This window comes from Pseudomonas fragi (assembly GCF_025426255.1).
GTDB classification, from domain to species: domain Bacteria; phylum Pseudomonadota; class Gammaproteobacteria; order Pseudomonadales; family Pseudomonadaceae; genus Aquipseudomonas; species Aquipseudomonas kulmbachensis.
The window spans coordinates 4,365,943-4,384,296 of the sequence record NZ_CP104861.1; the positions used below are offsets into that span (position 1 = coordinate 4,365,943).

Annotated in this window: 15 protein-coding genes, 3 tRNA genes and 1 pseudogene; 15 read left to right on the forward strand and 4 right to left on the reverse strand. The window is 55.9% G+C overall.

Annotated features, from left to right (window positions below; translation table 11 throughout):
- The 7 genes from ispE to N7D90_RS20340 all read left to right on the forward strand — a co-directional run bounded on the left by ispE (position 1) and on the right by N7D90_RS20340 (position 5,753).
- Positions 1-888 carry a 4-(cytidine 5'-diphospho)-2-C-methyl-D-erythritol kinase gene (gene ispE, locus N7D90_RS20310; protein WP_261739671.1) on the forward strand — a complete coding sequence of 296 codons (888 nt, stop codon included), beginning with the start codon at positions 1-3 and terminating at the stop codon, positions 886-888.
- A gap of 10 nt (positions 889-898) precedes the next feature.
- Positions 899-973, forward strand: a tRNA-Gln gene (locus N7D90_RS20315).
- Positions 974-1,018: 45 nt separating this feature from the next.
- The gene (locus N7D90_RS20320; RefSeq protein ID WP_003439794.1) at positions 1,019-1,960 is read left to right on the forward strand and encodes a ribose-phosphate pyrophosphokinase; all 942 of its coding nucleotides are present in this window, start codon (positions 1,019-1,021) and stop codon (positions 1,958-1,960) included.
- Positions 1,961-2,099: 139 nt separating this feature from the next.
- Positions 2,100-2,684: a 50S ribosomal protein L25/general stress protein Ctc gene (locus N7D90_RS20325; protein WP_261739672.1), complete on the forward strand. Its 585-nt coding sequence runs from the start codon at positions 2,100-2,102 to the stop codon at positions 2,682-2,684.
- 165 nt (positions 2,685-2,849) lie between these two features.
- Positions 2,850-3,434: an aminoacyl-tRNA hydrolase gene (pth, locus tag N7D90_RS20330; protein WP_048360129.1), complete on the forward strand. Its 585-nt coding sequence runs from the start codon at positions 2,850-2,852 to the stop codon at positions 3,432-3,434.
- A 23-nt stretch (positions 3,435-3,457) separates the two neighbouring features.
- On the forward strand, positions 3,458-4,558 hold the full coding sequence (gene ychF, locus N7D90_RS20335; protein WP_261739673.1) for a redox-regulated ATPase YchF: 1,101 nt from the start codon (positions 3,458-3,460) through the stop codon (positions 4,556-4,558).
- Between the two features lie 136 nt (positions 4,559-4,694).
- Positions 4,695-5,753 (forward strand): FUSC family protein, encoded by a 1,059-nt coding sequence (locus tag N7D90_RS20340; RefSeq protein ID WP_261739674.1) that lies wholly within the window; start codon positions 4,695-4,697, stop codon positions 5,751-5,753.
- A 45-nt stretch (positions 5,754-5,798) separates the two neighbouring features.
- Here N7D90_RS20340 and N7D90_RS20345 read toward each other — a convergent pair whose 3' ends face one another.
- The gene (locus N7D90_RS20345; RefSeq protein ID WP_261739675.1) at positions 5,799-7,016 is read right to left on the reverse strand and encodes an MFS transporter; all 1,218 of its coding nucleotides are present in this window, start codon (positions 7,014-7,016) and stop codon (positions 5,799-5,801) included.
- 171 nt (positions 7,017-7,187) lie between these two features.
- Here N7D90_RS20345 and N7D90_RS20350 point away from each other — a divergent pair.
- Both N7D90_RS20350 and N7D90_RS20355 read left to right on the forward strand, forming a co-directional pair.
- Positions 7,188-7,264 (forward strand) — tRNA-Met (locus N7D90_RS20350).
- 157 nt (positions 7,265-7,421) lie between these two features.
- Positions 7,422-7,621 (forward strand): annotated as a pseudogene (locus N7D90_RS20355) (Arm DNA-binding domain-containing protein); the annotation flags it as partial.
- A 123-nt stretch (positions 7,622-7,744) separates the two neighbouring features.
- On the opposite strand, the gene N7D90_RS20360 reads toward N7D90_RS20355, so the two are convergent.
- Complete coding sequence (locus N7D90_RS20360) at positions 7,745-8,605, reverse strand: LysR family transcriptional regulator (protein ID WP_261739676.1); 861 nt, start codon at positions 8,603-8,605, stop codon at positions 7,745-7,747.
- 99 nt (positions 8,606-8,704) lie between these two features.
- On the opposite strand from N7D90_RS20360, the gene N7D90_RS20365 reads away from it, so the two are divergent.
- Positions 8,705-9,400, forward strand: a complete 696-nt coding sequence (locus N7D90_RS20365) for a glutathione S-transferase N-terminal domain-containing protein (protein WP_261739677.1) — start codon at positions 8,705-8,707, stop codon at positions 9,398-9,400.
- 518 nt (positions 9,401-9,918) lie between these two features.
- Positions 9,919-11,145 (forward strand): MFS transporter, encoded by a 1,227-nt coding sequence (locus tag N7D90_RS20370; RefSeq protein ID WP_261739678.1) that lies wholly within the window; start codon positions 9,919-9,921, stop codon positions 11,143-11,145.
- 435 nt (positions 11,146-11,580) lie between these two features.
- On the opposite strand, the gene N7D90_RS20375 is transcribed toward N7D90_RS20370, so the two are convergent.
- Both N7D90_RS20375 and N7D90_RS20380 read right to left on the reverse strand, forming a co-directional pair.
- Positions 11,581-11,656, reverse strand: a tRNA-Phe gene (locus N7D90_RS20375).
- 119 nt (positions 11,657-11,775) lie between these two features.
- A complete protein-coding gene (locus N7D90_RS20380; RefSeq protein WP_261739679.1) occupies positions 11,776-13,176 on the reverse strand; it encodes an FAD-binding oxidoreductase in 1,401 nt (466 codons plus the stop codon).
- A 134-nt stretch (positions 13,177-13,310) separates the two neighbouring features.
- Here N7D90_RS20380 and N7D90_RS20385 point away from each other — a divergent pair, with 134 nt between their 5' ends.
- The 4 genes from N7D90_RS20385 to N7D90_RS20400 all read left to right on the forward strand — a co-directional run bounded on the left by N7D90_RS20385 (position 13,311) and on the right by N7D90_RS20400 (position 18,305).
- Complete coding sequence (locus N7D90_RS20385; protein ID WP_261739680.1) at positions 13,311-14,027, forward strand: GntR family transcriptional regulator; 717 nt, start codon at positions 13,311-13,313, stop codon at positions 14,025-14,027.
- A gap of 283 nt (positions 14,028-14,310) precedes the next feature.
- Positions 14,311-14,838, forward strand: a complete 528-nt coding sequence (locus tag N7D90_RS20390) for a fimbrial protein (protein WP_261739681.1) — start codon at positions 14,311-14,313, stop codon at positions 14,836-14,838.
- A 96-nt stretch (positions 14,839-14,934) separates the two neighbouring features.
- Positions 14,935-15,675 carry a molecular chaperone gene (locus N7D90_RS20395; RefSeq protein WP_261739682.1) on the forward strand — a complete coding sequence of 247 codons (741 nt, stop codon included), beginning with the start codon at positions 14,935-14,937 and terminating at the stop codon, positions 15,673-15,675.
- A 17-nt stretch (positions 15,676-15,692) separates the two neighbouring features.
- The gene (locus tag N7D90_RS20400; RefSeq protein ID WP_261739683.1) at positions 15,693-18,305 is read left to right on the forward strand and encodes a fimbria/pilus outer membrane usher protein; all 2,613 of its coding nucleotides are present in this window, start codon (positions 15,693-15,695) and stop codon (positions 18,303-18,305) included.
- Positions 18,306-18,354 lie beyond the last annotated feature (49 nt).

The following is an 18,354-nucleotide window of genomic DNA, read 5'->3' on the forward strand; positions in this document are numbered from 1 at the left end:
ATGCAAGACGGTCCAGATAAAAAAAGCCTGATTCTGCCCTCTCCGGCAAAACTTAACTTGATGCTGCACATCCTCGGCCGTCGAGAAGATGGCTATCACGAGCTGCAAACGTTGTTTCAGTTTCTCGATTACGGAGATGAAATGACCTTTACCGTGCGTGACGATGGAATTATTCGTCTGCACACCGAATTCCCCGGCGTCCCTCACGACGACAATCTGATCGTGAAAGCGGCAAAAAAACTTCAGGCGCAATCCTGTTGCCCCTTGGGAATCGACATCCGGATAAAAAAAATTCTGCCCATGGGCGGCGGCATCGGCGGCGGCAGTTCAAATGCGGCAACCACCTTGCTGGGGCTCAATCATCTTTGGCAATTGGCCTGGGATGAAGATCGCCTGGCAGCGCTGGGCCTGAGTTTAGGGGCTGACGTCCCGGTTTTCGTACGTGGCCACGCCGCATTTGCTGAAGGCATCGGGGAAATTCTGACTCCCGCAGCACCGGAAGAACCCTGGTATCTGGTGCTTGTTCCGCAAGTATCTGTAAGTACTGCAGAAATATTTTCAGATCCTTTGTTGACACGTGACTCTTTGCCCATTAAAGTGCGCCCCGTTCCCAAGGGAAACAGCCGAAACGACTGCGAAGCAGTAGTGAAGGAGCGTTATCCAGAAGTACGTAACGCTTTGAATTTGTTAGGTAAATATACCGAAGCAAAATTAACTGGAACTGGAAGTTGTATATTTGGGGCCTTCCCAAACGAAGCAGATGCTGATAAAGTGCTGCACCTTCTGACAGGCACCCTTACAGGGTTTGTAGCAAAAGGAAGCAACGTTTCGATGTTGCATCGCAAGCTACAAGATCTGGCAAAGGAAACGGGTACACGGTACTCGTAGCAACAGATACAGGGGCGTCGCCAAGCGGTAAGGCAGCAGGTTTTGATCCTGCCATGCGTTGGTTCGAATCCAGCCGCCCCTGCCATTTCTTATACTCATCCAGGTTACCCTCAGCCTTCAGGTACTGCGCGTGTCCAAGATGATGGTCTTTACGGGGAACGCTAACCCCGATCTGGCTCGGCGTGTCGTACGTCAGCTGCATATCCCACTCGGTGACATCTCTGTCGGAAAATTTTCCGATGGCGAAATTACCGCTGAGATTAATGAAAATGTCCGCGGTAAAGACGTTTTCATCATTCAGCCGACTTGTGCTCCGACCAACGATAACCTGATGGAACTCGTCGTGATGGCTGATGCCTTCCGCCGCTCCTCAGCTACTCGTATTACTGCTGTTATTCCTTACTTTGGTTATGCCCGTCAGGATCGCCGTCCGCGTTCCGCACGTGTAGCTATCAGCGCAAAAGTTGTCGCTGACATGCTTACCGTAGTCGGCATCGATCGTGTTCTCACGGTTGATTTGCATGCTGACCAAATTCAGGGTTTCTTCGATATTCCTGTAGATAACATCTATGGCTCCCCAGTTTTGGTGGATGACATCGAAGATCAGCGCTTTGAGAACCTTATGATTGTGTCCCCGGATATCGGCGGCGTCGTGCGTGCACGTGCTGTTGCCAAGTCCTTGGGCGTTGATCTGGGTATCATCGACAAACGCCGTGAGAAAGCCAATCACTCGGAAGTGATGCATATCATTGGTGATGTCGAAGGGCGTACCTGTATTCTGGTTGATGACATGGTCGATACCGCCGGCACTCTGTGCCACGCGGCTAAAGCCTTGAAAGAGCATGGCGCTTCCAAAGTGTTCGCCTACTGCACACACCCTGTGCTGTCGGGTCGGGCAATCGAGAATATCGAAAATTCCATGCTGGACGAGCTGGTGGTGACTAACACCATTCCGCTGTCCGCAGCCGCACAAGCCTGTACGCGTATCCGCCAGTTGGATATCGCACCGGTTGTGGCTGAAGCGGTTCGCCGCATCAGCAACGAAGAATCGATCAGCGCGATGTTCCGTTAAGGGCCCTGCCCTTCTCAGACATTTGCTGACGAAAAGCGCCCCGCCCCAGCAACCTGTTGGGGCGGGGCTTTTTTGCCCATACCGTCCATAGCGCTGGTCGCAAACGCTAGGCCGGATGTGGTTATTTTGGAGATACAACATGAACGATTTTACTCTGAATGCTGAAGTGCGTTCCGACCTGGGGAAAGGTGCGAGCCGCCGCCTGCGTCGTCTCGCAAGCCTGGTTCCAGCTGTAGTTTACGGTGGCGAAAAAGCCCCTGAATCCATCAGCATGCTGGCTAAAGAAGTTGCCAAACTGCTCGAAAACGAAGCTGCTTACAGCCACGTTATCGAACTGACCGTTGGCGGCGTTAAGCAAAACGTGATCATCAAAGCTCTGCAACGTCACCCGGCCAAAGGCCACGTGATGCACGCTGACTTCGTACGCGTTATCGCTGGTCAAAAGCTGACTGCAATCGTTCCAGTTCACTTCGTTGGTGAAGCTGCTCCGATCAAGAAAGGCGGCGAGATCTCGCACGTTGTTGCTGAAATCGAAGTTACCTGCCTGCCAAAAGACCTGCCTGAATTCATCGAAGTTGACCTGGCTAACGCCGAAGTCGGCTCGATCATTCACCTGTCGGACATCACCGCTCCTAAAGGCGTTGAGTTCGTAGCTCTGGCACACGGTAACGACCTGGCAGTAGCCAACGTTCACGCTCCACGTGTTGCACCAGAAGCAGAGTAATTCATTACTCTGCTGTTGGAGTTTTGAGAAACATCGCGAGCTAACACGCAGCGAGTAAAGCGGACAAGATCGCGAAGTTTACTCATGTAAACCCGCTTTTTTGTCTGTTTTCGCCGCTACTGTCAGCGGCGATGTTATCCACAACTCCATAGAAGGGCCCTTGTCGTGACCGCCATAAAACTGATCGTTGGCCTGGGAAATCCAGGCACCGAATACGAACAGACCCGGCATAACGCAGGGGCCCTTTTTGTTGAGCGTCTCGCGTCGGCAAACGGGGTAAACCTCGTTGCAGACCGCAAATATTTTGGCCTGACCGGGCGTTTCAGCCACCAGGGTCAGGATGTTCGTCTGTTGATTCCCACCACCTATATGAACCGAAGCGGCCAAGCCGTCGCGGCGCTTGCCGGTTTCTACCGTATTGCGCCGGAATCCATACTGGTGGCCCACGACGAACTCGATCTCCTCCCCGGCGTTGCCAAGCTCAAGCTCGGTGGCGGCCATGGAGGTCATAACGGGTTGCGCGACATCATCGCGCAACTGGGAAACAACAATAATTTCTATCGTCTGCGGCTCGGCATTGGCCACCCAGGCGTCGCCAGCATGGTGTCCAACTTTGTTCTGGGTCGTGCGCCTCGCGCCGAACAGGAAAAACTGGACGCCAGCATCGATTTTGCCCTCGGCGTGCTGCCGGATATCCTCGCCGGGGAATGGAACCGTGCGATGAAAAACCTGCACAGCCAGAAGGCCTGACTCTACTCCTCGGGGAAAACACCATGGGATTTAACTGCGGCATCGTCGGCCTGCCTAACGTCGGCAAATCCACCCTGTTCAACGCCCTGACCAAATCCGGTATTGCGGCCGAGAACTTCCCCTTCTGCACGATCGAGCCGAACACCGGCATCGTGCCGATGCCCGACTTACGTTTGGACGCGCTGGCTGCCATCGTTAAACCGCAGCGCATCCTGCCAACCACCATGGAATTCGTTGATATCGCGGGCCTCGTGGCTGGCGCATCGAAAGGCGAAGGCCTGGGCAACAAGTTCTTGGCCAACATTCGTGAGACCGATGCTATCGCTCACGTGGTCCGCTGCTTTGAAGATGAGAACGTGATTCACGTTTCCAACAGCGTTGACCCGAAGCGCGACATCGAAATCATCGACCTTGAGCTGATCTTCGCCGACCTCGACAGCTGCGAAAAGCAACTGCAGAAAGTCGCGCGTAACGCCAAAGGCGGCGACAAGGATGCTGTGGCTCAAAAAGCCCTGCTGGAACAACTGATCGCGCACTTCACCTTGGGCAAGCCGGCTCGCAGCCTGATCAAGAATATGGATGCCGATGAGAAACAAATCATCAAAGGCTTCCACCTTCTGACCACCAAGCCTGTGATGTACATCGCCAACGTGGCTGAAGACGGTTTCGAAAACAACCCGTTGCTCGATGTGGTCATGGCCATTGCCGAAGAAGAAGGCGCAATCGTGGTTCCGGTCTGCAACAAGATCGAAGCTGAAATTGCCGAGCTCGACGACGGTGAAGAAAAGGACATGTTCCTTGAGGCCCTGGGCCTTGAAGAGCCAGGCCTTAACCGCGTAATTCGTGCCGGTTACGAAATGCTCAACCTGCAAACCTACTTCACTGCAGGCGTTCAGGAAGTTCGCGCCTGGACCGTTAAAGTTGGGGCTACCGCTCCGCAGGCAGCCGGTGTGATCCACACCGACTTCGAAAAAGGCTTTATCCGTGCTGAAGTAATCTCCTACGACGACTTCATCAAGTTCAACGGTGAAGCTGGCGCGAAAGAAGCTGGCAAATGGCGTTTGGAAGGCAAGGAATACATCGTTAAAGACGGTGACGTTCTGCACTTCCGCTTCAACGTGTAAAACATCACACGTATAAAAAACCGCGCTCAGGCGCGGTTTTTTTTGGCCTTGTATTTGATCTTCGCCATGAAGAGCACTCTGAAGGCCTGCCAGGGTCTATGGTTACTACCATCTGAATAAATGATCGGGAGCTTTAATGATTCCCCGCGCCAACTTCCTGCGTCGCCATGTCGATTCCTCAATTGAGAAGATCCGGACCCGCTGGTCCTCAGGCTGGCGTGATGCCCTCGCATCCGCCATCGCCGCCGCACTGGCCTGGATTCTCGCCACGCACTTGTTCGGTCACGTACATCCGGTGTTTGCCGCAATCAGCGCCGTCGTGTGCCTGGCCCCAGGCTTGCCCAGCCATGGCAAGCAAGCCATCGGGTTGATGGTGGGAGTGGCCACGGGGATTGTCGTGGGTGAAGCAGCCCTGTGGTTGCCTGACGGCTATCCGCTGCTGCGTATCGGCTTTGCCACCTTCTCGGCCATCGCCATCGCGGCGCTGTATGGCCTGGGGGCCGTAGTTCCGATTCAGGCAGGGGTTTCAGCCGTATTGATGCTTGCTGTCGGCCCTGAGGCCGCAGGCGTGGTCCGCATGCTGGATGTGCTCGTGGGCGCTGGCGTCGGCCTGGTGTTCAGCCAAGTCCTTCTCACCCCCAATCCAATCGGGATCATCGATAGCTCGGCCAAGGACCTACTGGAAAAACTCGCCAAAGGCTTCAGTAAAAGTCTGCAAGCACTGGAAGAAAAAGACGCCAGCAAAGCCGAAAACGCGGTGCTGATTTTCTCCCGAGCCCACGACAGCCTTATCGCCCTGGAAAACGGCATCAGCAGTGCACGCAACACCGCACGCTGGACGCTGCGCGGGCGCTTTGTATCACGGGAGGTCAAAGACATTGCCAAACGCTACGAGCGCCATGCGGTGCGCTTGTACGCCAGCTCGCTGCTATTTGCCGAAGCGTTCGCCGATGCACTGCGCAAGGAACAGGGGCCGCCCCCCGCCTCGCTGCACGAACGACTGGCCAGCGTGGCTTCAGGCTGCGCCGCAATCGCCAATGACAACGAGCATCCAGTATTGCTGCCGGTAGTTCCCATCGAAGTGGCGGATGCCGTGTCCGCGCCCTGGCAACTGTGCTTGCAACACTTGAGCACGGTTGAAAGCGCCCTGCTGACGTTCGGATTTATTACACAGAGCGACAAACCTTCTGCATAGCCACTTGAAAGCCCTTACGGGCTTCCAGGCGGCTACCTATTGGTTTCACACCTTTTTGGTTCGCGGCAGCAAAATAGCCAACACCCCGAACAGCGGCAAATAAGAGCACAGGGTGTACACATACTCGATGCCATGAATATCAGCCAGGTGCCCGAGCAAGGCGGCACCAATCCCGCCGAAGCCAAACATCAAGCCGAAGAAGATACCGGCGATCATCCCCACGTTGCCTGGCACCAGCTCCTGCGCGTACACCACGATTGCCGAGAATGCCGAGGCCAGAATGAAGCCGATGATGACGCTGAGCACGCTGGTCCAGAACAAGTCGGCATAAGGCAGCAGCAGCGTGAACGGCGCAACGCCGAGAATCGAGAACCAGATTACCGCCTTGCGCCCGATGCGATCGCCGATCGGACCGCCAAAAAACGTACCCGCCGCGACGGCCCCCAGGAACAGGAACAGATACAGCTGCGAGGTGGACACCGAAACGTCGAACTTCTCGATCAGAAAGAAGGTGTAGTAACTGGTCAGGCTCGCCATATAGAAGTACTTGGAGAACACCAGCAAGCCGAGTACCACCAACGCACCCAGCACTCGTTGCTTTGAGAGGCCATGAGTGGCCTTCTGCCCCGCCTTGAGCTTGAACAGGTTCAAATGATTGCGGTACCAGCGACTGATGACATACAGCAGCCCTACGGCGAACAGGGCAAACAGCCCGAACCAGGCTACGTTGCCCTGGCCAAAGGGAATGATGATTGCCGCAGCCAGCAACGGCCCAAAGGCCGATCCGGCATTACCGCCAACTTGAAAGGTCGATTGCGCCAAGCCGTAGCGCCCGCCTGAAGCCAGCCTTGCTACCCGAGAAGCTTCCGGGTGAAAGGTCGAAGAGCCGACACCGACCAGCCCTGCTGCCAACAGAATCAGCGGAAAACTGCCAACCTGGGACAGCATCAAAATCCCGACCAGAGTGCAAACCATACCGGCCGGCAGCAATAACGGATTCGGATGACGGTCGGTGTAGTACCCCACCCACGGCTGTAATAGAGATGCGGTAAGTTGGAACGTCAGGGTAATCAGTCCGATCTGGGTAAACGTCAGGTCATATTTGGCCTTGAGCATCGGATAGATCGACGGCAGTACTGCCTGGATCAGGTCATTGATCAGATGCGCCAAGGCCACTGCGCCGATAATGCGCATGACTAACGGGCTGGACTGGGGGGCAGAAGAGGACGCGGTTGTATTTGTTTGAGCGTTGCTAAGAGCCATTTGAGTTTCCGTACGACAGGTGAATGCGCGCTTGCAGGTACGTCAATGTGCCATTTTTTTACAAGATATTGCCATCCAAAGGCCGCAAAACCTTAAGCAGTTGATAGAACAAAGATTTTTTAAGATATTTGCTTGACACATGTCCCGTACGAGGGAATAATGCGCGCCATTGGCTACATAGCTCAGTTGGTTAGAGCATAGCATTCATAATGCTGGGGTCCGGGGTTCAAGTCCCTGTGTAGCCACCAAATACCGGTTTCACTACATCGCAAGATGAAAATGAAACCAACAAGAAGCCCGCCTAGTGCGGGCTTTCTTGTGTCTGGGCATCTCTCCTTGTCTCCCCCCCCTATACCTTCCCCCTGCGTATCCTTCGTTAATAATAGAACCGAAGGGATACAAACCATGAGGCGCCCAGAGATCAAAAGACGCCCCCCTTGTCTGACACTGCTCTGGCCAACCTGGAACCCGACACAAAGGAATACCGGGAACAGAACGGCAATGGGTTGTACTTCCGTGTTAAGCCTGATGGCCAGAAGTCCTGGCAATTACGCTACAAAACTCCGGCGGGCAAATGGAGCTGGATGGGGCTCGGGGGTTATCCGCTCCTACCCACACGCCACAGGTGCAGGCTTGCGCCGTAACCACTCCTGCCCCCCCGAACGCGTTGTAACGTGCGACCTGCAGGAAGCGTCCGTCGCACCTTGCATAATTGCGCGGGTGTCCACTTATCTGGCAGGCAGCAACTCGGCAAACGTAGCAACCAGGTGATCCATCACCACCCGTACCGCAGGAGACTTGCGAATGTCGGCGTGCACCGACATCCATAGGGGACGTGGTGAAGGGGGGGCATCCACGGATACTTTGACCAGTTCCGCATCCGCGTCACCGAGCAGGCAAGGTAGCAGGCTAAGGCCCAGGCCCGATCTCGTAGCCTGATATTGCGTCAGCACGTCGTTCGTCCGCAGCACAAAAGGACGCACGCCAGCGAAATCCTGAAGCCAGCGCTGCTGAGGGATGTGGTCGAGGCTGGTTTCAAAACAGATGAAAGACCAAGTGTCGGGCAACGTATTTTCAGTTGCCGCATGGGCATAAAGGGCCAGCGGCAGCATCCCCACTTTTCGGACGATACGACTTTGCGTATCCGGTCGCACAAAGCCTAACGATATATCTGCCTCACCACGCTCGAGTGACACAACTGCTGATGTCGCACTCAGGACGACATGCAGTTCCGGGTAATTCGAACGTAGGCTGGCTAGGCTAGGCGCGATGACGAATGAAGTAAGAACCGGCAAGGCACTGATGACAACCGTTCCCGAAACGTCCGAGCTTTGCCCACGCACATGGCGTTGAACATCCTGAGCAGCACCCTCCATTGAGGCCGCAATGTCAGCAAGCGACCGACCTTGTTCGGTCAATCGCGTTGTCCGAGGCAATCTATCAATAAGCTTTAGTCCTGTAGCAGTTTCAAGATGCGAGACCCGACGGCTTACTGTCGTATGGTCAACCCGCAACTCATTCGCCGCACCGGACAGTGAGCCGTGACGCGCCACAGCCAAAAAATACTGGAGATCCTGCCAATTCAGCATATAGGTGTGTTTCCGCACGCTTCGCCTGTGATTTCACGCATTTTATCGGCTCTTGATGCTTGAGAAGATGACATCGTCATTACTTAGGAGCGATCTACGATGTTGACCTTATTCTATGCTGCTGGCGCGAGCTCCATGGCGCCGCATATCCTGCTTCATGAGGCTGGCGTGCCGTTTCGAGCCGAACGGGTCGACCTGGCATCCAAAACGTGGACTGACGGCGATTACAACCTGATCAACCCGAAATCTTACGTCCCAGCCCTGCGCCTGGAGGACGGTGACATGCTGACGGAATGCCTAGTCATTCTCACTTATATTGCTGACCTTGCCCCCGCAAAAACATTGCTTGCGCCACCAGGCGATGTCCGGCGTCACCATGAAATGGAATGGCTCAGTTTTATCGCAACCGAGCTGCACAAGAATTTCATCACGCCTGAGCGTCACGGCGGCGTAGCCGCCAACTTTCTGTCGAAGACGGTCGAGGGCCAAGCTGCGACCCAAGTTCACGTATCACCGCGCCTCGACTATGTTGACCGCTGCCTGGAAGGCCGTTGCTTCCTGATGGGTGAGACGTTTACAGCGCCGGACGCTTATCTATTCGTAATGCTGAGTTGGGCGCGTCGCATCGGACTTGATCTTGCACCATGGCCAAACCTCGAAGTATTCGCGACGAGGGTGACATCGATGGATTCGGTGCAAAAAACGATACAAATAGAGGGGCCGCCCCATTCGTTGCGACCTGCTGGAGATGAATTTCACATAGCCTCCGGCCGCCAACACACGTTGCGTGGGTAGACCCGCGCCAGCGCGGTTTCGGTGTCCGCGCGCATATCCATGGGGTCGGTGACGAGCCAGATCGCATCAATGCGGTTCATCGCCACAGGTCGCGAAGACAGGTCCCGCAGGCGGCTGCCCTACACCGGTCGGCTAACTGATGACTGGTGTAGAGGTGTAGAGGTGTTGCACAGACTTGTCCACGCGTTTGCATTCAATCTGACCAGTCATTTACGTTGCATCTGACCACCGATTGCATTGGATTTGACGATCATGCTTCGTAACGATAATCGCCGGAGAACTACACATTGCTGCTGATGGCGGTGACAGGCAGTCATCTGCCAATCTCTGCTGTTCATCAATAGCAGATGTCGGCCAAAAGCGGACGCTCTCCTCAGAGCGGCCCATCGATTGCACTGATGATTACTATCGAAAGGCCCGCCTGTTTGGTTGCCAAAACTCACTCATATAATCGTCTCCGATTTCTCCCCGCTTCTCCGCCTGTCTTCAGGCGACATTCCCCCTTGGAACCCAGCACCATGCCAAGCGCCAGCCAGGCCCATCAAGGCCTACCCGAACATAATCAACAGAGTGTCAAACAGCAGTGGCTGGCGATTCTCTCGGTCGCAGTGGGCGCCTTCGCCTTGGTTACCAGCGAGTTTCTCCCGGTGGGTGTGCTCAACGATGTCGCCAGCGATCTCGGTATCAGTGCAGGCCACGCCGGTCTGATGGTTACCCTGCCCGGCATAGCAGCGGCCCTCGCCGCCCCCTTGCTGTCTGTGGGCATTGGTGCCTCGGACCGTCGCTATCTGCTCATCGGCCTGACACTGCTGATGATCATCGCCAACTCGGTCGTGGCCTTCGCCAGCGACTTCAGCCTGCTGCTGTTCGGTCGCGTACTACTGGGCATCAGTATTGGCGGTTTCTGGGCGACTGCCATTGCCCTCAGCGGCCGCCTGGCCCCCAAGGGAGTTGGTGTAGCCCAGGCTACCTCGATCATCATGATCGGTGTGACCTTGGCCACCGTACTGGGCGTGCCCGTAGGTACTTGGCTGAGTGGCCTGATGGGCTGGCGCACGACCTTCCTGGTAACCGCGCTGGTGGGTGTACCGGTACTACTGGCACAGATCTTCCTGCTACCGCGGCTCAACCCGGACAAGGCCATCCGCATCAGTGACCTCCCGGCCTTGTTTATCAATCCACAAGCTCGGGTTGGATTGATCGCTGTATTGCTGATTGGCCTGGCGCACTTTGCCGCGTACACCTATGTTGCCCCCTTCTTCAAACAAAGTGCTGGCTTCGATGGGCCGACTATTGGCTCACTGCTGCTGCTCTATGGCGTGGCAGGGGTAATGGGTAATATTTTCGCCGGTTTCGCCGCCAACCGTAGCGTGCGGTACACCCTGTTGCTGGTCGCACTGATGATCGGCAGCAGCACCGCCCTTTTCCCCCACTTCGCCACCGGCATGACCGGCGCAGCGATGCTGATCGCGCTCTGGGGCTTTGCCTTCGGCGCCTTCCCGGCCTGCGCCAGTATTTGGATGTTTGTCGTAGCGCCCAAGGATGTCGAACGCGGCATGCCACTATTTGTCGCCTTGTTCCAGGTAATTATTGCGTTGGGCTCGTTCTTCGGCGGGCAGATCGTCGACCAACTGGGCAGCTCGGTGCTGTTGAGTCTAGCTACGGCCTTAGTAGGCTGCGGTTTTGTTACGGTGCTTGTGCTGGGGCGTAACGTCAGTAATGGCCTAGCGGCCCAACCCGGCTAGCCAGACCCGAGCAAGTAGCTGATATTAATTTTGAGCATTCCGGAGTTTTCCAGAGTGATGCGAACGGAATACAAAAGGGTCGGATCATTTTGTCCGGCTGACGGGTTGCAACAGGTCGAATAATTACGGTCCGACTTCGACCGCCGCTATTCATAATTGCGAGCGTTGCGTCAAAAGGACCAAGGCAACCGCCACGATGAAGAGCGCCGTGTATCTCCCTGTGTATCCCGGTTCAAAAACAGAACCAAAGGGACACAAGCCAGAAATCAAATGACTCTGCTTGCCAGCCTCCCGACAGGGAGTGTCTGTATTGGCCCTCGCGGCAACAAGCAGCACGGCGTGTAATCGCGCAAACCCACTACTACGCCAAGTAATACTAAGTACCCAGAAACAAAAAAACCCCGAAGCCTTTAGGCATCAGGGGTTTGGAAGTAATGGTGCCCAGAGACGGAATCGAACCGCCGACACGGGGATTTTCAATCCCCTGCTCTACCGACTGAGCTATCTGGGCAACGGCGCAATTAAACGTTTTTTACGCTAGGGGCGTCAAGCACGAAATAAAAAAAGCTCAATGAATACCTGCGCTTACGATTATCCGTTATTTCGGCATGCGCCCATGCATGCCATGCATCAAGCCTCAGGCAGGATTTTGCCCGGATTCATCAATCCAAACGGGTCGAGTGCCTGCTTGACCAGGCGCATGACGCCGAGTGCGGCGCCGTGTTCCAGCTGCATGAACTTTATCTTTCCCGAACCGATACCATGCTCGCCGGTGCAAGTGCCGTCCAGGGCAATGGCGCGCTCGACCACTCGTTCATTGAGTGCTTCGGCTTCGGCCATTTCTGCTTCGTTATCCGGATCGACCACCAGCCCCAGGTGGAAGTTGCCATCACCCACATGTCCGACCACTCCGACGAAAAAAGACACCTTGGCTACGTCTTCGGCAGTTTCAGCGATGCATTGAGTCAGCGCCGAAATGGGTACGCACACATCGGTACTCCAGATCCGCCCATTCGGGCGCATGGACTGCATGGCATAGTGAACATTATGGCGGGCACGCCACAGAGCATTACGGGCATCGCCATCGGCGGCCGCTTGAAAACCCAGAGCCCCGTTACTTTCGACAATTTCCCGCGTCAGTTCGACCTGCTCCGCCACGCTGGCCGCAGAGCCAGCAAACTCGAAAAACAGGGTTGGCATTTCAGCCAGTCCCATCTGCGAGAAACGGTTTACCGCCTGCACCGTGCGCGCATCGAGCAATTCAACCCGTGACACCGGGATGCCGTATTGAATGATCGACACCACCGAACTGACCGCCGCCGCAATCGTCGGAAAGGTGCACACCGCCGCGCTGGTGGTTTCCGGAATGCCGTAAAGCCGCAGGGTAACTTCAGTGATGATACCCAAGGTGCCTTCCGAGCCGACGAACAGCCGAGTGAGGTCGTAGCCAGCGGAAGACTTTCGTGCACGCCCCCCCGTCTTGATCACCTGGCCATCGGCAAGTACCACAGTGAGGTTCAATACGTTCTCACGCATGGTTCCATAACGCACCGCATTGGTCCCTGAGGCACGGGTAGCCGCCATGCCCCCCAAAGTGCTTTCACCTCCGGGGTCGACCGGAAAGAACAGTCCCGTGGTGCGCAGTTCGGCATTGAGCTGCATCCGTGTGACCCCAGCTTCAACGGTCACATCCAGGTCCTCCGGACGCACAGCGATGATTCGCTGCATGCGACTCAGGTCGATGCAGACCCCGCCCAGCGTGGCGCCTACATGCCCTTCCAGCGAGGTGCCACCGCCAAAGGCGATGATTGGCACCCGTTGTGCGGCACAGAGCTTAACGATGGCTGCGACCTCGGCAGTGGACTCGGCGTAACACACCGCGTCCGGCGGCAAGGTCGGGTGGTATGACTCCCCCCGACCATGTTGCTCGCATTCGGCACGGCTAGTGCTTACACGCTCACCGAGAAGCTCGCGCAGGGCATCGAGCAAGGTGTACATAAGAGAAGGCTGAAGCGCTTGGGAAGAGGCCATGAAAACGTCCATATTATTGTTGGGGGACGAATCTAAGGTACAACAACTAGTATACAAGTTAAAAGCTTGCGTTCCGTTATCATGGTGGCCCAACAGCCTGAGCCATAGCTCGGCGAAAAAACTGCGTAGACCCAATGAGCAAATCCGTAGAAAAGTCCCTCGCCGTACGCTTGGCCGACAACATTCGTGAAGCCATCGTTTCGGCACGGTTTGACCTGGGCGAAGCACTTTCCGAAGAAAGTCTGGCCGCAGCCTTTGAAGTCAGCCGCACGCCAGTGCGCGAAGCGTTGGCCCTGCTGCAGACCGAGGGGCTGGTGAACGTGGTGGCCAAGTCCGGCAGCTACGTGTTCAGCCCTACCGAAGACGATATTGTCGAACTCTGCGAGCACCGTGTAACCCTCGAAGTAGAGGCTTCACGCCGTGCCTTTGAACGCAACCCTGAAGCCACCCTGCAGGCAATGCGTGACGCTCTGGCACAAATGATCAGTGCGCTGGAGCAGGATGACAGGCTGAGCTATGGCGCCGCCGACACCGAGTTCCATCTGAGTTTTTTCAAATTCAGCGGCAATCGTTATCTGGTCGATGCCTACGAACGCAACCTGGGCCGCGTCGCGGCCTTACGTACGCACCTGGCCCGGCGTGCCAGGCACGAGCCGGACCGCTCGTTCAATGATCACCGGCGGATGATCGAATTGGTTGAGGCGGGTAAACATGGCCCGCTGGCGACCCTGCTCAGCCGGCATATCCTGCGCACCCGCGAGAGTTACATCGCGACCCTGCGAGAGCGTCAGGAATTGCAGGGCCAGAACAGTGATCGAGTGGAAAAGATTCGTCGCAAGCTGCGTTTGTAGTGAGCAGACCGAAGGCCGGCATATGTCTGTGCAGACTTCCGTTATCCGAATGCAGCTGCCCTTCAACCAACTTCGGCGCCAGCACCGGACCTGAAAATGGCTCACCGCAAGGCAAGCCATTTTCAGGTCCGCCAAAAAACATGCCCCTGTTGGCCACCCGGCAGCCTTTTAAGAATCGTCTGATTATCGCTACCAGCACTCCTCGATAACCTGAGCACACTCCTGACCGACCTGACGAGAAAAGGTTGGATGCGAGCTTTGTCTAACTATCGAGATTAATGAAATGAAACGTACTGCTCTGTTCATCGCACTGTCGGTTTTGCCAGCAATCTCTTTCGCTGCCAGCCAAAACACCATCACCTTCAAAGGCCAGGTTTCTGATCAGACTTGCCAGGTTTCAATCAACGGCAACTCCGGCAGCCCAATTGTTGTTCTGCCGACCGTTGCTGCTAATGATCTGGCAACTTCTGGCCAATTCGCCGGCGAAACACCGTTCACTATCGCAGTTACCGGCTGCACTGCACCGACCGTCGGCGACCTGAACATCAAGACCACGTTCCTCGGCGCCGACGTTAACGCTGGCGGCAACATGAGCAACACAGGTACTGCTAAAAACGTTGCTATCCAATTGCTGGATGCCTCTGGCGGTAACCCAATCTCCCTGAGCGGGATGACTTCAGTTTCTGGCCTGGTCTTGAAGAAAGACGAAACCGCAGCCAGCCATGACTTCGCAGCTCGCTACATCAGCACCGGCGCTGCAACTGCCGGTACCGTGTCTGCCTCTGCTCAGTACGCGCTCGACTACCTGTAAGCGTAACGCTCTGACCTGCCGCTTTCGCCTCTCACGAGGCGGCGGGTCCGCCCCCCCCCCCCTCATCGATACCCAGCCTTTCGGAAGGAGTTGGCCATGGCCTGCCTGAAACGCTTAGCCCTGTCTGTCAGTTTTTTGATGATTGCCGTTTTCGCCAACAACGCGCTGGCCAGTGTAGTCATCAGTGGTACCCGGGTGATTTACCCCGCTCAAGCTCGTGAAAAAGTCCTGCAGCTTACCAGTCACGATGCGTACCCCAACCTGATGCAAATCTGGGTGGACAACGGCAACCCGGCCTCTACGCCGCAGACCGCTGATGCCCCGTTTATCGCAAGCCCGCAGATTTTCCGGATGAACCCCAAGGCAGGACAAGTCGTGAGATTGGTGTACACCGGCACAGACCAACCTCAAGACCGCGAGTCTGTGTTCTACATCAACTTTATGCAGATGCCGGCACTCAAGAGCAGTGACATGCAAGCCAACAAACTGATGCTGACCGTAAGCAGCAGGATGAAGGTCTTCTATCGTCCGGAAAGCATCGTTGGTGCCCCCGAAGACATCGCTAAATCAATGACCTTTAAGCTGCAGGGCTCAGGCTCCAGCTTGAGTGTGCTGGCAGAAAACAACAGCGGATATCACGCCGTAGTGCGTGAAGCCAACCTGGTGATCGGCGGCAAACCTGTCGGCCTGACCAAAGCGGTAATGCTCGCCCCTTACTCCACGCAGAAATGGCCAGTGGCTAACAACGGTACTCGCGCCAGCAGCACAGATCAGTTGCGCCTGACGCTGGTGAACGACTTTGGGGCAGATGTCACCTCCGACTTTCCTCTTCAGTGACCCTCGGAAATACAAACATGACCGTTGCTCACGTCACTCGCTGTCGGTTCCTGCCGCGCACACCTTATAGCCTGTTGGTTTCAACTTCGATCCTGCTTATCGGTCTGGCCGCCAGCACTGCGCAGGCCGAATCCGAAACAGGAATAGATGAATACCAGTTCGACGACAACATGATGTTTGGTGGTGGTTCGCTGTCGCGCTTTAACAAAATCAACGCTATTGATCCGGGCAGTTACACCGTTGACCTGTTCATCAATAATCGTTTTGTTGAGCGCATTCCCGTGCAGTTTGAGGAAGTGGCCAAGGGCGATGTTCAGCCTTGCTTGCCCCGCGCGCTGCTCGAAGGCGCCGGTGTATTGAACACTGCCATTACCGATACGCCGGACCAGCAATGCCAATTACTGAGCAATACCGTACCTGGCGCCAGCAGCTATTTTGATTTCTCCCAATTGCGCCTCGACGTGAGCATGCCGCAAAGCCTTATGTCGCGCGAACCCCGAGGTTTTGTATCAACACAAAGCCTGGATGCGGGTGACACCATCGGTTTTATCAACTACAGCGCCAACCAGTACCACGTCAGTCGTAGCGGAACGAACGCCAAAGATACCGACTCCAGCTACCTGTCACTCAACAGTGGGTTGAACATGGGTCTTTGGCGTCTGCGCCAGCAAGCGTCCCTGCGCTACGACTCACAAAATGGCAGCGACTGGAACGCCACCCGAACCTACTTGCAGCGCGCATTGCCGAGCCTGCGCAGCGAACTGACAGCGGGTGAAGGCTATACCTCGGGTCGATTCTTCTCTGGAATAGGTTTTCGCGGGGTACAAATAGCGTCCGATGAACGCATGTTGCCAGAGTCGGTGCGCGGTTATGCTCCGACCGTCCGCGGCATCGCCAAGACCAACGCCAAGGTCACCGTGCGCCAGAACGGCAGTGATATTTATGAAACCACTGTGGCGCCGGGACCGTTTGAAATCAGCGATCTTTACGCGACCAACTACAACGGCGACCTTGAAGTCACGGTACAGGAAGCTGACGGCAGCATCAGTCGATACAGCGTGCCATTCTCGGCTGTACCTGAATCGCTGCGTCCGGGTACTTCACGCTATAGCGCTGCTATCGGCAAAACCAGTGACGTCGGTGACAACGATGCGTTCGGTGAAATCACCTATCAGCGTGGCCTTACCAATAGCGTCACCACCAACACTGGCTTACGAGTTGCCGATGGCTATCAAGCCTTGGTACTCGGCGGCGTATATGCCAACTGGCTGGGCGCCTTTGGTCTGGACACTACTTACTCCAGGGCCGACATGCCGCAAGAAGGTGTGGTGGATGGCTGGATGGCGCGCTTGTCTTACAGCCGCACGTTCACGCCGACCAACACCACCTTGTCGATTGCTGGCTATCGTTACTCCACTGCGGGCTACCGTGACCTAGGCGACGTGCTGGGGGTACGTGAGTCGCTGCGCTCCGGGGAAAACTGGGAATCTTCCAGCTACCTGCAACGCTCGCGCTTTGAAGTTTCAGTTAACCAAAGCCTGCAATCGCTCGGTTCGGTTTATGTCTCGGGTTCGACCCAGGACTATCGCAATGGTCGCGAGCGCGACACTCAGTTGCAAATGGGCTACTCCAATACCTTGAGCAACTCCGTCAGTTTCAACCTTTCGGTCTCGCGCCAGTCCACCGGCAGCTATCAGCAAATCCGCCAAGGCGGGTATGACGGTCGCCCTGACGAAAATGTCAGCGGTGGCAGTTGGAACGGTTCTACGCCTGGCACGACAGAAACTGTCTCGCTGCTCTCCGTATCGTTCCCTTTGGGCAGTCCATCGAAGAGCAACACGCCAACCCTCAGCAGTTCCGTCAGTCATAGCGCCAACTTCGGCAACGTGTATCAGACCTCTGTTTCAGGCACCGCAGATGCTGAGCAAACACTGAGTTATGGCGTGGATATTTCCCGCGATGACGAACAAAAACAGAACACCTTTAGCGGCAATCTGCAGAAACGCCTGCCAAAAACCAGTCTCGGCATGAGTGCGTCCAAGGGCCAGGACTACTGGCAGACCTCCGGCAGCGCCCGAGGTGCAGTTGCCATTCATAGCGGCGGCGTAACACTTGGCCCCTACCTGGGCGATACCTTTGCCCTGGTAGAAGCCAAAGGCGCCAGCGGGGCAAAAATCATGAATGGCCAAGGCACCACGATTGATGACGCAGGGTTCGCACTGGTGCCTTCGCTTACACCCTATCGCTACAACACCGTGGCGATCAATCCAGAAGGGATGAACCAGAAAGCCGAGCTCGATGATGGTCAGCGTCGGGTTGCGCCCTATGCCGGTGCGACAGTCAAGATCAAGTTCAAAACCCGAAGCGGTAACGCACTGCTGATCAAGGCACTGCTGGCCAACAACCAGACCGTACCCATGGGTGCTGATGTGCTGGACGAAAACGGCAACGTCATTGGCATGGTCGGCCAGGGCAGCCAAGCGTATCTGCGCAGCGAACAACCCAAAGGCACATTGACTCTGCGTTGGGGTGATCGCCCGCAAGAACAGTGCTCGCTCACCTATGACGTGACGGACCGAGATCTGGAACAGCCCTTGTTGCGCGTCACCAGCCAGTGCAATGCGCACTGATTATCAAGCGCCGGCCCTATTCATGCCGGCCTTAAACCAGCACCAGAAT